Genomic DNA, 17,143 nt, shown 5'->3' with positions numbered 1-17,143 from the left:
ATACGGCGGCAACCGACTGGCTCTACGGTGACGGAGAGGCAGGAACGAGGTGAGACGTGGACCTGGACACGATCCGCGAGGTGGTGATCGCCCGCGAGCGGGCGGACCTGGCGGCGCTCGGCGCTTCGGCCGCGGTGCTCGCCGGAGGGACCTTTCTGTTCTCCGAGCCGCAGGATCAGCTGGTGCGTCTGGTCGACATCACCGGCCTGGGATGGCCTTCCTTCGAGATCCGCGACGACGGACTGGAGATCGCGGCGACCTGCACCCTGGCCGAGTTCGCCGGCGCCGGGCCGGGACGTGAACTGGGGACGCCGGTGCTGCACGATCCGTGGCCGGGGACCGCGCTGTTCGCGCGGTCGTGCCGGGCGCTGCTGGCCTCGCACAAGATCTGGCGTTCCGCCACCGTGGGGGGCAACGTCTGTCTCGCCTTGCCCGCGGGCGCGGTGCTCGGCGCGCTGGTCGCGCTGGACGGGACGGCGCAGGTGTGGGCGGCGGACGGTGCCGATCGAAAAATCCCGCTGCGGGAGTTCGTCCTGGGCCCGGGACGCACGGTGCTGCGGCCTGGTGACGTGCTGCGCTCGATTCAGTTGCCGCGGTCGAGTCTGCTCGCGCGCACGAGTTTCCGGAAGATCGCGCTCGCTCCGCTCGGCCGGTCCGGCTCCGTGGTGATGGGGCGGAGGGAGCGGGACGGCCGCATCGCGGTCACCATCACGGCCGCTACGACCAGGCCGGTCGTCCTGGACTTCGCCGCGCCACCCGCCGATGACGCGATCTGCGATGCCGTCGACGGCCTCCCTGCCGCGCTCTGGTTCGACGATCCGCACGGATCGCCCGAATGGCGTGCGCACGTCACGGGGTTGCTCGCCCGCGAGGTCGCCGCGGAACTACGGGAATCCTGATGCGGTTCGAGGTGGACGGCAGGACCGTCGACATCGCGGCGCGGCCGGGCCAGTGTCTGCGGACGGCCTTGCGGGAGAGCGGCGCACTGGCGGTGAAGAAGGGGTGTGACGCGGGCGATTGCGGGGCGTGCTCGGTTCTGGTCGACGGAATGGCGGTGCACTCCTGCGTCTTTCCCGCTTATCGGGCCGCCGGGCGTTCCGTCACCACCGCCGCCGGGCTCGGAACGCCCGAACATCCGCATCCGGTGCAGCGCCGGTTCGTCGACAACGCCGCCTTCCAGTGCGGCTTCTGCACCGCGGGCATGGTGGTCACGGCCGCGGGGCTGGGATGTGGCGCCGACGAGCAGACTGCTGTGCCGGGTGATGAGCTGGCCGAAATGATGAAAGGTAATCTCTGCCGCTGCACGGGTTATCGCGCCATCCGGGCCGCGCTGGGTGAACCGCCCGATCCGGGCGATCCCGCCGTATCCGTTTCCGATCGCGCCGTGGCGAGTGCCGGGGGTGCGGTAGGTGAAGCGATGGCCGGGCCGCGCTTTGTATCGGGTGGTGAGCCGCGTCCTCCGGACGATTCCGCCGCGTTCGCTTCCGATCGGTTCACAACGGCCGCCGGAGGAGCAGGGATCGGCGCGTCGGCCGGGTCGCGCTTCGTTTCGGGCAGTGAGCCGCGTCCTCCGGATGCTGCTGCCTTTGCATCCGATCGATTCGCGACGGCCGGAGGGGCGGGGGCCGGGGTCGGTGCCCTGGCCGGGCCGCGCATCGTTTCCGGCAGCGAGCCGTTCACCCTGGACCTGCCGCTGGTCGGCTCCCGCGCGGAGGACTCGGCGCGAGTGGGCGATACCGCGCCACCCACCGCCCCACTGCACATCGCCGTGCTGACGAGTCCGCATCCGCATGCGCGCATCCGCTCCATCGGCACCGCCGCCGCCGAGGCGCTGCCCGGCGTGCGCGCGGTGCTCACCCACGCTGATGCGCCGGACGTGCCGTTCTCCACCGCGAGGCACGAACTGCGCACCGACGATCCGGACGACACCTACGTGCTCGACCGGACCGTCCGCTTCGTGGGGCAGCGAGTGGCCGCGGTGGTGGCCGACAGCGTCGGGATCGCCCGCGAGGCCTGCCGTCTGCTGGAAGTCGACTACGAGGTGTTGGCCGCCGTCTTCGAGCCGGGAGACGCGCTGCGCACCGAGGCGCCGAAACTGCACGGGGACAAACCGCCCTCGGCCCGGATCGCCGATTCGGACCGGAACCTGGTCGCCGAACTGCACGGCGAAGTGGGTGACGTCGCCGCCGGGCTGGCCGCCGCGGCTCAGGTCGTGCGCGGCGTCTGGTATTCGCCGCGCGGGCAGCACGTGCACATGGAGACGCACGGCGGGGTCGGTTGGCTGGACGACGCCGGACGGCTCGTCATCCGGTGCAGCACTCAGGTGCCGTTCCTGGTGCGCGATGAACTGTGCCGTCTGTTCGGGCTGTCGGCGGCGCAGGTGCGGGTGTTCGCGGCCAGGGTCGGCGGCGGGTTCGGCGCGAAGCAGGAGATGCTGGCCGAGGACCTGATCGCGCTGGCCGTGCTGCGCACCGGCAAACCGGTGCAGTACGAGTTCACCCGCTCCGACGAGTTCACCTCCGCCACCTGCCGTCACCCGATGCGCGTCGAGGTCTCGGCGGGGGCCGACGCGCACGGCGTGCTCACCGCCTTGGCCGTCGACGTGCTCGCCGACACCGGCGCCTACGGCAACCACAGCGGCGGGGTGATGTATCACGGCGTCGGCGAGTCGGTGGAGCTGTACCGCTGCGCCAGCAAACGGGTCGACGCGCGGGCGGTGTACACCAACAACGTTCCCTCCGGCGCGTTCCGCGGCTACGGCCTCGGGCAGGTGATCTTCGCGGTGGAGTCGGCGCTGGACGAGCTGGCGCACGCGCTCGGCATGGATCCGTTCGAACTGCGCCGCCGCAATGTCGTGGTGCCGGGCGACCGGTTCGTCGGCGCGGCGGTGAACGAGAGCGACCTCATGTTCGGCAGCTACGGCCTGGACCAGTGCCTGAACCTCGCCGAACGGGCGCTGCTGCGCGGCAACGACGTGCACGCGCCCGGCCCGGAGTGGCGGGTGGGCACCGGCATGGCCGCCGCCATGATCGCGACCGTCCCGCCGCGCGGCCACCGGTCGACGGCGACGGCCGCGCTGCTGCCCGACGGTCGCTACGAGATCCGCTCCGGTACAGCCGAATTCGGCAACGGCACGACGACGGTGCACGCGCAGCTCGCGGCCACAGCGCTGGACACCGAGGTCACCCGCATCGTGGTCCGGCACGCCGACACCGACCTGGTGGACCACGACACCGGCGCGTTCGGCTCCACCGGCATCGTGGTCGCGGGCAAGGCCGTGTACGCGGCGGCGTGCGCGTTGCGCGGGCTGCTGCTGGCCAGGGCGGCCGAACTGGCGGGCGTTCCGGAGCGGGACTGTGTGCTGACCTCCGGCGGCGTGCACTGCGGCGACCGTTTGCTTCCCGCGGCCGAACTGCTGACCGGCGGCGATCTCGTCGCCCACGCCGAGCACGGGGGCAGCCCCAGGTCGGTGAGCTTCAACGTGCAGGCCTTCCGCGTCGCCGTGCATCCGGGTACGGGGCAGGTGCGCATCCTCCAGTCGATCCAGGCCGCCGACGCGGGCACGGTGCTCAACCCGGTGCAATGCCACGGGCAGATCGAGGGCGGTGTCGCGCAGGCCGTCGGCACCTCGCTGTACGAGGACATGCGTAGCGCACATGGCGTGGTCGGCGCGCGGACCCTGCGGCACTACCACGTGCCGCAGTTCGCCGACGTGCCGCGCACGGAGGTCTACTTCGCCGAGACCACCGACGCGCTCGGCCCGTTGGGCGCCAAGTCGATGAGCGAATCGCCGTACAACCCCGTCGCGCCCGCGCTGGCCAACGCGATCCGCGACGCGGTCGGCGTGCGGCTGTACCGGTTGCCGATGACCGCGGACCGGGTCTGGGCCGCGCTGCGGGAGAAGGGGTCACGATGACGAAGGTGCCGGAGAACGTCCGCGCGCGGATCGAGTCGATGCTCGACACGGTCGACACCGAATTGCGCCGCAGGTATCCCGGATCGAACGGCCGCTTACAACCCATCCACACCGTGTACGTCCCGGCCGACCGGGTCACCGAGCGGACACCCGGGGCGTGGGGCGCGAGCGCGGTCGACCTGCTCGACCGCCACCAGGATCTGCTGGCCGCACTCGACACGACCGGTTCGCTGCCCGGCGTGCGCAAGCGACTGGAGGCCGACCCGGTCCAGGACTTGCGCATCGACTTCGAGGACGGCTACGGCTTACGCGCCGACGCCGAGGAGGACCGTGCCGCGACGGCGGCGGGCGCGGTGCTCGCGGCCTGGGCGGGGAACTCCGGAGGCCCGGCGAGCAGCGGCATCCGGATGAAGGGTCTGGGCGGCGGCGAGCGTCGCCGGGCGCTGCGCACGCTGGATCTGGTGTTGGAGGGCGCGGGCGGGGTGCCAGCGGGATTCGTCTTCACCGTGCCGAAAATACGCGCCGCGCAGCAGGTTCCGGCTCTGGTGCAGCTGTGCGTCGGGCTGGAACGCGCGTACGGCATCGCCGAGGGCAGCCTGCGTTTCGAGCTGCAGATCGAGAGCCCGCAGGCGATCCTGGCCTCGGACGGCACCACCCCGGTGGCCGCCATGCTCGCGCTGTCCGAAGGTCGCTGCAGCGCGTTGCATTTCGGCACCTACGACTACACCGCCGCCTGTGGCGTCGCCGCGCCGGATCAGGCGCTCGATCACCCGGCCGCCGACTACGCCAAAGCGGTGATGCAGGTGGCGGCCGCGCAGACCGGCGCGTGGGTGTGCGACGGATCCACCCAGATCGTGCCCGACGGCGACCCGGCGGCCGCGCTGCGCAACCATCACCGGCTGGTGACCCGGGCCCTGCGGCGGGGGTACTACCAGGGCTGGGACATGCATCCGGGCCACCTGGTCACCCGCTGGCTGGCCACCTACGACTTCTTCCGCCGGGCGATCGATGTCGCGGTGCCGCGCCTGCGCGACTACCTGGCCCGGCGCGGCGGCGATGTCGTCGACGAACCGGCCACGGCGGAAGCGCTGGCCGTCACGGTGCTGCGCGGCATCGAGTGCGGCGCCCGCCCGGACGCCGGCGCTCCGGAACTCACCGAGGCGGTCCTGCGCTCCCTGGCGGCACGTGCGCCGATGCCGAAGGAGACGCCGTGACCGGCCATCCGAACGGGGCGATCCCGGAAGACGCCGCAGACGCGCCGCGCGACCGGGGCGAGGACGCGGAGTTCACGTTGCTGCCGGATCTGGCGGTCCGGCCGCTCGGCGGCGCAGTGATCTGGGCGAACGACGAATTCTTCGCGGAGAAGGAGAATCTGATCAACCCCGCCCCCGCGCAGTTCCGTCCGTCCACCTTCGGGCACAAGGGCCAGATCTACGACGGCTGGGAGACCCGCAGACACCGCGGGCAGCCCGGTGACGACGCCGCGATCGTGCGGCTCGGCGTACCGGGCGTGATTCGCGGGATCATCGTGGACACGGCGTGGTTCAAGGGGAACTACCCGCCCGCCGTCTCGGTGTCCGCGCTGGAGATCGAGGACTACCCGCCCGCCGAAGCCCTTGCCGCGCGCGATGATTGGGTGATGCTGGTCGATCGCTCCCCGGTCGCGGGCGACAGCCGCAATCTGTTCGCGATCGAGAACGAGAAGCGCTGGACCCACGTGAGACTCACCATGCACCCGGACGGCGGCGTGGCCAGGCTGCGGGTGCACGGCGAGGGCAGGCCCGATCCGCGCCTGCTCGGACTCGGCCCGCTGGATCTGGCCGCCCTGGAGAACGGCGCGTTGGTGCTGGACTGCTCCAATCGCTTCTACAGCTCGCCCAACCAGTTGCTGTATCCCGGCCGGGCCCGGTCGATGGGCGAGGGCTGGGAGACCGCCCGGCGCCGGGACGACGGCAACGACTGGGTCCGCATCCGCCTGGCCGGACCGGGATCGATCCGGCTCGCCGAGCTGGACACCTCTTACTTCCTCGGCAACAGTCCCGGGGCGGCCCGGCTCACCGGCCGCACCACCGACGGCACCGAACTGGAGCTGTTGCCGCGTACCGCCCTGCTACCCGATACCAGGCACCGGTTCCCGATCGCGCCCATGGCCGCGTCGGTGGAAGAGGTGCGTTTGGACATCTACCCGGATGGCGGGCTTGCGCGGCTGCGCCTGTACGGAGAACTCGGCGCATGAGCACGCGGACATCGGCAGCGCGTACCGAGCCATGTTTTCGGGAGGCACGGTCATGAGGGACTTCGTCGGTTACGGCCCCCGTCCGCCGGACCCGAAGTGGCCGGGGGCGGCGCGGATCGCGGTCCAGTTCGTGCTCAACTACGAAGAGGGTGGTGAGAACAACGTCCTCGACGGTGACGACTTCTCCGAGACGTTCCTGTCGGAAATGACTCCCGCCGAGGCATTTCCGAACCGCCATATGAGCATGGAGTCGCTCTACGAATACGGCTCGCGCGCCGGGCTGTGGCGGGTGCTGCGCGTCTTCGAACGACGCGAGTTGCCGCTGACGATCTTCGCCGTCGCCCGCGCCCTGCAACGCAATCCGGAGGCGGTGGCGGCCTTCCGCGAACTGGGCCACGAGATCGCCTGCCACGGTCTGCGCTGGAAGTCCTATCAGCTCACCGACCGCGACACCGAGCGAGCGCACATGGCCGAGGCGGTGCGCATCCTGACCGAGCTGACCGGCTCCGCACCGTTGGGCTGGTACACCGGCCGCGATTCGCCGAACACCAGGGAACTGGTGGTCGAGCACGGCGGCTTCGTCTACGACGCCGATTCCTACGCCGACGACCTGCCCTATTGGGTGCGCGTGCACGACCACGACCACTTGGTCGTGCCCTACACCCTGGACACCAACGACATGCGATTCGCCTCACCCGCCGGTTTCCCCACCGGCGAACAATTCTTCGCACACGTCCGCGACGCCTTCGACGTGCTCTACCGCGAAGGCGCGGAAGGGGCCCCGAAAATGCTGTCCATCGGCCTGCACTGCCGCCTCATCGGCCGCCCGGCCCGCACCGCCGCCCTGGAACGCTTACTCGACCACATCCAGTCCTACGACCAGCTCTGGATCACCCGCCGCATCGACATTGCCCGCCACTGGCGCGTGGTCCACCCGCCACTCTGATCCGCCCACGAGTGGCACATGGCTGTGGCGAAACGCGAGAAGACGCTCGCTGATGTGCCACTCGTCGCACTGGTCGGCGGCATCGGCAAGGGGGCTCGGAGGGGATGTCAGAGGTCGGCGCGGCGTTCGCGTGGCCGTAGGTGGCGGGTGAGTGTCGTGAGCGCGTCGAGCACCTCGCGCACGGCGGCGGGGTCGGCGTCGGGCAGCGCCGCCGCCACCGCTTCGTCCACAGGCGTGGCACGCACCTCGGCGACTCGTGGTGAAGCCTGGTCGGCCGCGCGGATCAGGGTGCGCCTGCGATCGCGGGGGTCGACCGTCGAGGTGACCGCGCCGGTCTCCTTGAGCCGGGCGACGGCGGTGGATACCGCGCTTTGCGGTAGTCCGGTTCGGATGGCGATTTCGCCCACGGTGCTGTCCGGATGGTCGAGGATGTCGCTCGCCACGACGAGCACGGGGCGGTGCCCGCCGCCGAGTCCGGCCGTCGGCAACGCCTCTTCGCCGATCTTCATCAATGCCCGTCCCAGCAGGAACAGTTCGACTCCGTTCACGATGGAAACTTTACATCAATCTAGATACATCATATTTGATGTATCTAGATTGATGGATTACCGTGGTCGGCATGAGCACGATTTCCACCGGCACTCTCGAAGTTCCCGGAGCCGACTTGTACTACGAAGTTCGTGGCAGCGGGCCGACGCTGCTGATCGCGCAGAGCGGAGAGGGGGACGCGCGGCGCAGCGAAGATCTGGTCGGTCAGCTGGAACGGCGCTTCACCGTCGTCACCTATGACCGGCGTGGCCTGTCCCGCAGTGTCCTTCGCGATCCCGGTGAGCCCGCCTCGGTCGCGACGCACGCCGATGACGTCCACCGCCTGCTCTCGACGTTGGCCGACGAACCCGTGGCAATGCTCGGCTGCAGCATGGGCGCGGCCATCGGAGTGCATCTGGCGGTCGAGCACCCGGACCGGATGCACACTCTCATCGCGCACGAGCCCGTCACGCCTTGGCTGCTCGCCGCCGCCGACCGCGCCACCCAGCTCGGCGAACTCGAACACTGCGAGCAGGTGTTCGCCGAGCTCGGCTGGCAGGCGGCGCTCGCTCCGATGGTGCGGACACTGGGGATCGATCCGCAGAACCAGGACCGCGAGCCCGGCGTGACCGCGCCGTCACTCGGTCCCGAGCGCGCCGCGAACTTCGAATATTTCCTCGGGCACGACTTCTCCGCCATTCGCGCCGACCACCTGGACGTAGCCGCCTTGCGCCATTCGCCGGTGCGCATCATCCCAGCCTGCGGGAGCACCACCCCGCAACACGTCTTCGACTACAAGGCTGCTCACGAACTGGCGGCATTACGCGGTGCGCCGGTCGTGAAATTCCCCGGCGGGCACAACGGAAATCTGACCCATCCGGCCGGATGGGCCGCGCGCGTCGGCGAAATCCTGTCGGATCACTCAGTATCGGTGTGATGCGCCTGCCCGGCTCGCCACTTCGTACCAACTCCATCGCGAATCCCTCGGCCGTGCCGCTGCCCGGCTCGGTGGGATCGAGCGCTGCGGTGGTGCCGACGTCCGGGACCGCGATGCTCATCCAGGCGTTCGGCACCGGGCGACCGGATTGCTCGCCGAATCTTCGCCAGTCCTCGGTGCACTCGGTGCTGATTTCGCTGCGGCCGGTGACCTGGCCTGAGGAGTGGACGTGCAACCCTCCGGGGCAATCGTTCACGCTCGATGCCGCTCACCGCGCGACGCGGTTGCATCGCGACCACGACTGCCCCCGGAAGCGCGCCGCCTTCGCGGCACTGGTCTGCGGCCGGGCGCATCATGCCGGACTCCGCGCGACGACATCGGCGGTGGGGATGGTCCGCGGAATCCGACTGACGGATTGTGGGGAGGGGCATGGTGGGCGGGCAGGCGAGGGAACCGCCCCGCCGGGCTCGAAGCTTTCCCGAGGCCGGGCGGGATCGAGCCCGTGATCGAGCGGTGGTGTAGACCACAGTGGCGCTGTGAAGGTCCTCACAGTTGGGAATGGCGACGTCGGGGTAAAGGGGACCGCTCGTCGATCGCTAACAGTACGAGCGTTACGCTAAAAGCCCACGTCAGGGCTACCGGCTGGTAGATTGCACTGCTGCAATTTGAGAGCAAATTTTGCAGAGTTAGCAAAGAGGTTGGAAAACCTAGCTTAGATTCACATTAACAACAGGTAGACGGCCATTTCTTCGTGTGCCATCGTGTGGAAGTACACCCCAAGGGCCTAGCAAGCCTGCAAATTGCCGCTCCAGCAGTACGAGCTGCTTCGTAGCTCGACCGGCGGCAGCACCGAACGAAGAAGTGGAGTCACAGATGTCGACCACCGGCACCCCGAGGACCGCCGCGGAAATCCAGAAGGATTGGGACACCAACCCCCGCTGGAAGGGCGTCACCCGTAACTACACCGCGGAGCAGGTGTCGAAGCTCCAGGGCACCGTCGTCGAGGAAGCCACCCTCGCCCGCCGCGGCTCGGAGATCCTGTGGGATCTCGTCAACAACGAGGACTACATCAACTCCCTCGGCGCCCTCACCGGCAACCAGGCGGTCCAGCAGGTCCGCGCCGGCCTGAAGGCCATCTACCTGTCCGGTTGGCAGGTCGCCGGTGACGCGAACCTCTCCGGCCACACCTACCCCGACCAGTCGCTGTACCCGGCCAACTCGGTTCCGGCCGTGGTCCGCCGCATCAACAACGCGCTGCTGCGCGCCGACGAGATCGCCAAGGTCGAGGGCGACACCGCCGTCTCCAACTGGCTGGCCCCGATCGTCGCCGACGCCGAGGCCGGCTTCGGTGGCGCGCTGAACGCCTACGAGCTGCAGAAGGCCATGATCGCCGCCGGCGCCGCCGGTGTGCACTGGGAGGACCAGCTGGCCTCCGAGAAGAAGTGCGGCCACCTAGGCGGCAAGGTGCTGATCCCGACCCAGCAGCACATCCGCACCCTGACCTCCGCGCGTCTGGCCGCCGACGTCGCCGACGTGCCGTCGGTGATCATCGCCCGCACCGACGCCGAGGCCGCCACCCTGATCACCTCGGACGTGGACGAGCGCGACCGTGAGTTCCTGGACGGCACCCGCACCCCCGAGGGCTTCTTCGGCGTGAAGAACGGCATCGAGCCCTGCATCGCGCGCGCCAAGGCCTACGCCCCCTACGCCGACCTGATCTGGATGGAGACCGGCGTGCCGGACCTCGAGGTCGCGCGCAAGTTCGCCGAGGCCGTCCGCGGCGAGTTCCCGGACCAGCTGCTGGCCTACAACTGCTCGCCGTCCTTCAACTGGAAGGCCCACCTGGACGACGCGACCATCGCGAAGTTCCAGCGTGAGCTCGGCGCGATGGGCTTCAAGTTCCAGTTCATCACCCTGGCCGGCTTCCACTCGCTCAACTACGGCATGTTCGACCTGGCCTACGGCTACGCCCGCGAGGGCATGACCGCCTTCGTCGACCTGCAGGAGCGCGAGTTCAAGGCCGCCGCCGAGCGTGGCTTCACCGCCATCAAGCACCAGCGTGAGGTCGGCGCGGGCTACTTCGACACCATCGCCACCACGGTCGACCCGAACACCTCGACGGCCGCGCTGAAGGGCTCCACCGAAGAGGGACAGTTTCATTAAGCCGCGCCTCCGCGCGGCGTGTTCGCGGCCCCTGTGAGTCTCGTGTCCGAGCGCCCGCTGCTCGCCGCCTGCGGCGCATGCGCAACGGACACCCGGACACGAGACGGGCCACGAACGGCGCTCGATGGCCTCGCGCGTGGGTGGCTGCGTACGCAGCCGAACTCACGAACGGATGCCTACCACTGGTGCTCGCTAGGGAAGTGAGGTTCCCGACGTGAAATCCGACAATCCTCTACTCCGGTAGGGGTGTACTGCCCTCCCCGCCGAACAGCCCCGGCGGGGAGGGCATCCCTATACCTTGGACCATCGAAGGGCACGCTCACACCGGAGCGACACCTTCGCAGACCAGCCACCCCAGCCAGACAACCCAGCAGGAGCGGGACGTGAGCAGCGAAAAGATCCAACGCGTCGGCATCATCGGCGCCGGCCAGATGGGCGCCGGAATCGCGGAGGTGTGTGCCAGGGCGCACGTCGACGTACTGGTGTACGAGCAGACCCGGGAGCTGGCCGCGGCCGGCCGCGCGCGGATCCTGCGGTCCCTCGATCGTGGCGTCAGCAGCGGCAAGATCACCGAGCGCGAACGCGAACAGGCCGCCTGGCGCCTGCGGTTCACCTCCGACCTCGGCGACTTCGCCGACCGCCAGCTGGTGGTCGAGGCGGTGCTCGAGGACGAGAAGGTCAAGACGAGCATCTTCGCCGAACTCGACAAGGTCGTCACCGACCCCTCGGCCGTGCTGGCGTCCAACACCTCCTCCATCCCGATCATGAAGATCGCGGTCGCCACGGCGAACCCCGAGCGCGTGGTCGGCATGCACTTCTTCAATCCCGTTCCGGTGCTGCCGCTCGTCGAGCTGGTCACCACGCTCAAGACCAGCGAGTCGGTCTCCGCGCGGGCCGAGGCCTTCGCCGGCGACGTGCTCGGCAAGCAGGTCGTGCGCTCGGCCGACCGTTCCGGCTTCGTGGTCAACGCGCTGCTGGTGCCATACCTGCTGTCGGCGATCCGGATGGTCGAGTCCGGCTTCGCCACCAAGGAGGACGTCGACAAGGCGATGGTGCTCGGTTGCGCCCACCCGATGGGCCCGCTGGCGCTGACCGATCTGGTCGGCCTCGACACCGTCAAGTCCATCGCCGACTCCATGTACGGCGAATTCAAGGAGCCGCTGTACTCGGCCCCGCCGCTGCTCATGCGCATGGTGGAGGCGGGACTGCTCGGCAAGAAGACCGGCGCGGGTTTCTACCAGTACCGTGCTTGATTTGCAGCGCCTGCGGCGCTGCGTGTTCGCGGCCCCTGGGGGTCTCGCGTCCGAGCGTCCGCCGCTCGCGCCCGCGGCGCATGCGCGACGGACACTCGGACGTGAGACGGCCCGCGAACGGTGCTCGTAAGACTCGCACCCGACGGGGCCGGATAAGCGAGCATCGAACGATCGACCGATACAACGGCTCGCGGTAGTAGGAACGGCACCGCCGGATCTCGATGCGGAGCCGACCAGAAGTCGGTGTCGCCGAGCCGGTGACGTCGATCGGCATAAGCTGCACAACAGCCGGGCCATGGTGACGGCTCGGCTGGGTATCCGGAGCGCAGCGCCGGATCGATCCGGTCGATCCGGGCAAGGGCCGCGCAGGTGATCGAAAGAAGGTATCCCGCTTATGGTGAACGTGACCGACGGCTACGGGTCGAGCATCCTGGGCTATCCCAGGATCGGGCCGCACCGCGAGCTCAAGCGGGCGCTGGAGGCCTACTGGCACGGTTCGCTCGATCGCGAGGAACTGCTCGCGGTGGGCCGCGAGATCCAGGAGACCCAGTTCAACGAGCTGGCCGCCACCGGCCTGACCCAGGTGCCGGGCAATACCTTCTCGTTCTACGACCACGTGCTGGACAACGCGCTGCTGTTCGGCGCGGCGCCGAGGCGCTTCGAGCCCTACCGCGAGGGCCTGCATCCGCTGGACTTCTACTTCCTGATGGCGCGCGGCCGTCCGGACCTGCCGCCGCTCGAACTGGTCCGGTTCTTCGGCACGAACTACCACTACCGCCAGCCGGAAGTGGACGCCGAGACCGAGTTCTCGCTGCATCCCGAGGCGCTGCTGGACGAATTCGATCGCGCGAAGGCGGTCGGCATCGAACTGCGGCCGGTCGTGATCGGACCGGTGTCGCTGCTGCTGCTGTCCAAGGCAGGCCACATCCCCGGCGAGTCGGGCGGATTCGACACGCTGAGCCTGCTGGACAAGCTGCTACCGGTCTACGAGGAGCTGTTCGAGATCCTCGCCAAGCGCGGCGCTACCTGCGTGCAGCTGGACGAGCCCGCGTTCACCAGTGAGCGCGCGCCCGCCGAACTGGCCGCGTTCGAGGCGGCCTACCACCGGCTGGGCAAGGCCCCGCTGCGCCCGCGCATCCTGGTCACCGGCCAGTACGGCGATTTCGGTGCGGCGCTGACCATTCTCGCGGGCACCAACGTCGAGGCGATCGGCCTCGACCTGGCCAGCCACCGGATACGGCCCGAGGATCTGGCCGCGGTGCCTGGCATCCGGCGCAAGCGCCTGTACGCGGGCGTGATCAGCGGCCGCAACGTGTGGCGCGCGGACCGCTACGTGACGCTGGAATACCTCAACGAGCTGGCCCAGGTGTGCCCGGACCTGGTCGTCTCCACGGGGACCACGCTGCTGCACGTGCCCTACGACCTGCTGATCGAATACGACATCGAGGGCCACGTCGCCGACCGGCTGGCGTTCGCGAAGCAGAAGGTGGGCGAGGTGGTCTCGCTCGCCAGGGCGCTCACCGAGGGCCCGTCGGACAAGTGGCGCAAGCGGCCCACCGAGGTGCACTTCAAGCAGAAGCACGCGGTGCGGCAGCGGGTCTACGCGGTCACCCCGGACATGCGCTCGCGGGAGCCCTACGAGGTGCGCCGGGAAGCCCAGCAGCGCAAGCTGAACTTGCCGCCGGTGCCCGCGACCACGCTCGGTTCGTTCCCGCAGACCGCTCGCATCCGCCAGGCGCGCTACGAGCTGGGGGAGGGCCGGCTGTCCTACGAGGAGTACCGCAAGCGGATCGAAGCCGAGATCGAGGCGACGATCCGGCTGCAGGAGGACATCGGCCTGGACGTGCTGGTGCACGGCGAGCACGAGCGCAACGACATGATCCAGTACTTCGCCGAGCTGCTCGACGGCTTCGCGACCACCCACTTCGGCTGGGTGCAGGTGTACGGGTCGCGGTGTGTGCGACCGCCGATCATCTACGGGGACGTCTCGCGGCCCGCGCCGATGTCGGTGGAGTGGATCACCTACGCGCAGTCGCTCACCGAGAAGCCGGTCAAAGGCATGGTCACCGGCCCGGTCACCATGATCGCCCGTTCCTTCGTCCGCCAGGACCAGCCGCTGCACGAGACCGCCGACCAGGTGGCGCTGGCCATCCGCGACGAGGTGGTGGACCTGGAGAAGGCGGGCATCGCGATCATCCAGGTCGACGAGCCCGCGATCCGGGAAATGCTGCCGCTGCGGCCCGAGGGCCGCGCCGAGTACCTGCGCTGGGCGATCGGCGCCTTCCGGTTGGCCACCTCCGGGGTGCGGGCGGAGACCCAGATCCACACGCACATCGGCTATTCCGGTCGCGCCGAGGTGGTCGAGGCGATCGAGCAGCTCGACGCCGACGTCACCGCCATCGTGGCGACCCGCTCGATCGAGTGGGTGCTGCGGGCGCTGAAGGAGGACTGCGCCTCCGGGCACGGCCTGAGTCACGGCGTCGGCCCCGGCGTGTACGAGAGCCGGTCGGCGCGTATCCCCGACATCGACGAGCTGGACGAATTGCTGACCGCGGCGGCCGAAGCCGTGACGCCGCAGCGGTTGTGGGCCAATCCCGACGGCGGTCTGAAGACCCGGCACTACTGGCAGCTGGAACCGTCGCTGCGGAACTTGGTCGCCGCGGCGCGCCGCATCCGCAGGCGGGTGGAGTCCGCGGAGTGAATTGAAGCCGAACGCGCAGGGCCGTCTTCGTTCGATCGAACGGAGGCGGCCCTCGGCGTTCGCGGGCCGACATTTCGGTACAGTTCGTACTGTATTGTTTTGCAATGGACACCGACAACGACTGGCCGGCCGCACTGCGCGTCGCGCAGGTCCGGATCGCTCGCCCGACCGACCGGCTCGACGAGGTGGTGCGGTTCTATGTCGAAGGGCTCGGCCTGCGCGAGCTCTCCCGATTCCGGAACCACGCGGGTTACGACGGGGTGATGCTCGGTTTGCCCGGGGCCGCATACCATTTGGAATTCACCACGCACGTGGACGGCAGCCCCGGTGATGCGCCGAGCCGGGAGAATCTGCTGGTGCTCTATTTCGCGGGCGAGTCGCACATGTACGACGTGGCGCGGCGGCTCGGTGAGTTCGGCGTCGAACCGGTGCCCGCCGAGAATCCGTTCTGGGCGGCCCACGGCGGCTTGACCTTTCCGGATCCGGACGACTGGCGCGTCGTGCTGATGCCGCGGCCGGTCTTCTGATGGCGGGACGAACCCGCGACGATCGCATCGACGCCGCGGTGCTCGCCGCCGCGCGGGAACTGCTCGACGAGGTGGGATACGCGGACCTGTCCATCGGCCAGGTCGCTGCCCGGGCCGGCCTGCACCGTCCCGCGATATACCGCAGATGGCCGTCGAAGCGGCACCTCGTGGTCGACGTCGTCGCCGGGCTGCTCGGCCTGCGACCGACCCCGGACACCGGCGACCTGCGCGCCGATCTCACCCGCGCCATGCGGGATCTGGTCGCGGCACTGCGCGATACGTCGCTGCACCGGGTGCTGCCCGCGCTGGTCGCCGACCTGGCCTGGGACGAGCAGTTGCGGGCCCACTTCCTGACCGCCGTCTTCGAACCGCGGCGGCGCACCACGGCGACGGCGTTGCGTTCGGCGATCGCCCGCGGCGAAGTGGACCCGGGCATCGATCCGGATTTCGTCCTGGACGCGGTGGCCGCGCCGATCTACTACCGGGCATTGTTCGGACACCTGCCACTGACCGACGAACTCGCCGATCAGTCGGTCGCGGCGGTGCTCAGGGCGATCACCCGCTGACGGCGGCCAGCGCGCTGAGCGTCGCGAGCACCTCGGTGGCGGCATCGGCCACCGCGCCGGCCTCGGCCATGGCCAGCGCGGCCGATGTCGCGGCACGCACGCGTGGCAGCAGCGCCAAGCAGGCCGCGGCGGCGGCGCGGTCGGCCGCGGTGAGCTCGGCGTCGTCCTCGGCGGCGGATTGCCATGCGGCGGTGGCGATCACCTCGTGCAGCCAGTTGAGCAGCTCCAAGCGCAGCGGTTGCGGCTCACGCACCCAGGCGCGGGCATAGGTCACGTCGGTGCGCTCGTGCAGCAGGGCGCCGAGCACGACCTCGGCGGCGGGCGCGGTGACGGAGTAGATCGATCCCTGGTGCAGGACGGCGGAGAAGAGGAAGACGATGCCGCGCACCTGGTCTTCGACCGTCGCGCCGATCAGGTCGGCGAGCATGGCCGGAGCGTCATCCGAGGGACCCTGGGCGTGCGCGAGCCCCGCCCAGTCCGTCTCGCGCAGCACGGTCGCGGCGCGTTCGTGATAGATCGGCGCGAGCGCGGCCGCGGCCCGGACGCGAGCTTCGGCATCCGTCGAATCGAGTGCGCGCTGGAAGGCCGCCAGCGCCACGTCCGGCTCGCCGAGCTGCTCGCTGAACACACCGATGTCGAAGCTCGCTCGCGCGGCGACAGCGGGATCGTCCGATTCGGCCAGCGACCGGCTGACCTCTCTGGCCCCCACCAGATCGCCTGCCTCGCCGAGATGCTGAACCAGGTCTCCCGCGACGATGCGCGCCTGATCGGCGGGCCAGCCGTCGATGACCGTGCGGTAGGCGGCTTTCACGCCGTCCAGGTCGTCCTCGGTGCGCAGGAGGTAGGCCAGGTTCGACAGCGCGAGCCGGGCGATGTCGCCGGGACCCGCGTCGATCGCGTGCTGGTAAGCCGTGCGCGCTGCGGCCGAGTCCCCGCGCTTGGCGCGGGAATAACCCAGATTGATCCAGGCTCGCGGGGCGGCGTCGAGATGACCGGACGCGGCGGCGCGCTCGTACATCGCTTCGGCCGCCGCGGTGTCGCCGCGTTCGGCAAGCAGCAGGCCGAGGTTGTAGGCCGCGCGCGGCGCCGCGTCTTCGTGGCCGGAGTCGACTGCGACGTGGTAGGCGCCTTCCGCGGCGGGCTTGTCGCCCGTCGCGCTGAGCAGTCCGCCCAGCTCGGCGGCGGCCAGCGGCGCCCAGTTCGGATGGCCGGAGGCAATGGCGATCTGGAACGCCTCCCGCGCCGCCGCCACATCGTTGCGCCTGCGGTGCATCTTGCCGAGATCGAAGGCCAGGTCCGGCGGCCGCTTCAGCATTGTTCCCATCCAGCCTTCGGCACCGAGTCGGTGCGAATCGTTTCCGAGAAGTTCT

The 17,143-nt window shown here is 69.7% G+C and carries 13 protein-coding genes; 11 read left to right on the top strand and 2 right to left on the bottom strand.

The features are described 5' to 3' along the window. Nucleotides 1-56 precede the first annotated feature (56 nt). The 5 genes from NNI01S_RS03620 to puuE are packed head-to-tail and all read left to right on the top strand — an operon-like array spanning nt 57 to nt 7,098. Nucleotides 57-899: an FAD binding domain-containing protein gene (locus tag NNI01S_RS03620; protein WP_063017448.1), complete on the top strand. Its 843-nt coding sequence runs from the start codon at nt 57-59 to the stop codon at nt 897-899. Next, nucleotides 899-3,916 (top strand): molybdopterin-dependent oxidoreductase, encoded by a 3,018-nt coding sequence (locus NNI01S_RS03615; RefSeq protein ID WP_063017446.1) that lies wholly within the window; start codon nt 899-901, stop codon nt 3,914-3,916. Before NNI01S_RS03620 ends, NNI01S_RS03615 begins: the two co-directional genes overlap by 1 nt. Beyond that, entirely contained in the window at nt 3,913-5,130 is a 1,218-nt protein-coding gene (locus NNI01S_RS03610) for a DUF6986 family protein (protein ID WP_063017444.1), read from the top strand. Before NNI01S_RS03615 ends, NNI01S_RS03610 begins: the two co-directional genes overlap by 4 nt. Nucleotides 5,131-5,150: 20 nt before the next feature. Then, nucleotides 5,151-6,152, top strand: coding sequence for an allantoicase (alc, locus tag NNI01S_RS03605; RefSeq protein WP_063017526.1), 1,002 nt, complete (start codon nt 5,151-5,153; stop codon nt 6,150-6,152). Nucleotides 6,153-6,204: 52 nt separating this feature from the next. After that, a complete protein-coding gene (gene puuE, locus NNI01S_RS03600; protein WP_063017524.1) occupies nt 6,205-7,098 on the top strand; it encodes an allantoinase PuuE in 894 nt (297 codons plus the stop codon). Nucleotides 7,099-7,205: 107 nt separating this feature from the next. Here puuE and NNI01S_RS03595 read toward each other — a convergent pair whose 3' ends face one another. Further along, nucleotides 7,206-7,646, bottom strand: coding sequence for a MarR family winged helix-turn-helix transcriptional regulator (locus tag NNI01S_RS03595; protein ID WP_157114573.1), 441 nt, complete (start codon nt 7,644-7,646; stop codon nt 7,206-7,208). Nucleotides 7,647-7,717: 71 nt separating this feature from the next. Here NNI01S_RS03595 and NNI01S_RS03590 point away from each other — a divergent pair, with 71 nt between their 5' ends. The 6 genes from NNI01S_RS03590 to NNI01S_RS03560 all read left to right on the top strand — a co-directional run bounded on the left by NNI01S_RS03590 (nt 7,718) and on the right by NNI01S_RS03560 (nt 15,773). After that, nucleotides 7,718-8,563 (top strand): alpha/beta fold hydrolase, encoded by an 846-nt coding sequence (locus NNI01S_RS03590; RefSeq protein ID WP_063017520.1) that lies wholly within the window; start codon nt 7,718-7,720, stop codon nt 8,561-8,563. Nucleotides 8,564-9,436: 873 nt separating this feature from the next. After that, a complete protein-coding gene (aceA, locus tag NNI01S_RS03580; RefSeq protein ID WP_063017440.1) occupies nt 9,437-10,726 on the top strand; it encodes an isocitrate lyase in 1,290 nt (429 codons plus the stop codon). 383 nt (nt 10,727-11,109) lie between these two features. Then, a complete protein-coding gene (locus NNI01S_RS03575) occupies nt 11,110-11,979 on the top strand; it encodes a 3-hydroxybutyryl-CoA dehydrogenase (RefSeq protein ID WP_063017438.1) in 870 nt (289 codons plus the stop codon). Between the two features lie 394 nt (nt 11,980-12,373). After that, a complete protein-coding gene (metE, locus tag NNI01S_RS03570) occupies nt 12,374-14,680 on the top strand; it encodes a 5-methyltetrahydropteroyltriglutamate--homocysteine S-methyltransferase (protein ID WP_063017435.1) in 2,307 nt (768 codons plus the stop codon). A gap of 104 nt (nt 14,681-14,784) precedes the next feature. Continuing rightward, complete coding sequence (locus NNI01S_RS03565; RefSeq protein WP_063017433.1) at nt 14,785-15,207, top strand: VOC family protein; 423 nt, start codon at nt 14,785-14,787, stop codon at nt 15,205-15,207. After that, nucleotides 15,207-15,773, top strand: coding sequence for a TetR/AcrR family transcriptional regulator (locus NNI01S_RS03560; protein WP_063017431.1), 567 nt, complete (start codon nt 15,207-15,209; stop codon nt 15,771-15,773). The genes NNI01S_RS03565 and NNI01S_RS03560 overlap by 1 nt, the downstream gene beginning before the upstream one ends. Here the strand turns inward: NNI01S_RS03560 and NNI01S_RS03555 are convergent. Continuing rightward, on the bottom strand, nt 15,763-17,088 hold the full coding sequence (locus NNI01S_RS03555) for a tetratricopeptide repeat protein (RefSeq protein ID WP_063017429.1): 1,326 nt from the start codon (nt 17,086-17,088) through the stop codon (nt 15,763-15,765). The genes NNI01S_RS03560 and NNI01S_RS03555 overlap by 11 nt on opposite strands. Nucleotides 17,089-17,143: the final 55 nt, after the last annotated feature.

The sequence above is a fragment of the Nocardia niwae NBRC 108934 = DSM 45340 genome, from assembly GCF_001613465.1.
GTDB lineage: Bacteria > Actinomycetota > Actinomycetes > Mycobacteriales > Mycobacteriaceae > Nocardia > Nocardia niwae.
Note: the sequence above shows the minus strand (reverse complement) of the source record. Positions and strands in the feature narration are given on the sequence as shown.

Bases quoted from the DNA above. Each gene is read 5' to 3' on its own strand.
- NNI01S_RS03615 (WP_063017446.1), top strand. From the start codon at position 899: ATGCGGTTCGAGGTGGACGGCAGGACCGTCGACATCGCGGCGCGGCCG.
- NNI01S_RS03610 (WP_063017444.1), top strand. From the start codon at position 3,913: ATGACGAAGGTGCCGGAGAACGTCCGCGCGCGGATCGAGTCGATGCTC.
- puuE (WP_063017524.1), top strand. From the start codon at position 6,205: ATGAGGGACTTCGTCGGTTACGGCCCCCGTCCGCCGGACCCGAAGTGG.
- NNI01S_RS03590 (WP_063017520.1), top strand. From the start codon at position 7,718: ATGAGCACGATTTCCACCGGCACTCTCGAAGTTCCCGGAGCCGACTTG.
- aceA (WP_063017440.1), top strand. From the start codon at position 9,437: ATGTCGACCACCGGCACCCCGAGGACCGCCGCGGAAATCCAGAAGGAT.
- metE (WP_063017435.1), top strand. From the start codon at position 12,374: ATGGTGAACGTGACCGACGGCTACGGGTCGAGCATCCTGGGCTATCCC.
- NNI01S_RS03565 (WP_063017433.1), top strand. From the start codon at position 14,785: ATGGACACCGACAACGACTGGCCGGCCGCACTGCGCGTCGCGCAGGTC.
- NNI01S_RS03560 (WP_063017431.1), top strand. From the start codon at position 15,207: ATGGCGGGACGAACCCGCGACGATCGCATCGACGCCGCGGTGCTCGCC.
- NNI01S_RS03555 (WP_063017429.1), bottom strand. From the start codon at position 17,088: ATGCTGAAGCGGCCGCCGGACCTGGCCTTCGATCTCGGCAAGATGCAC.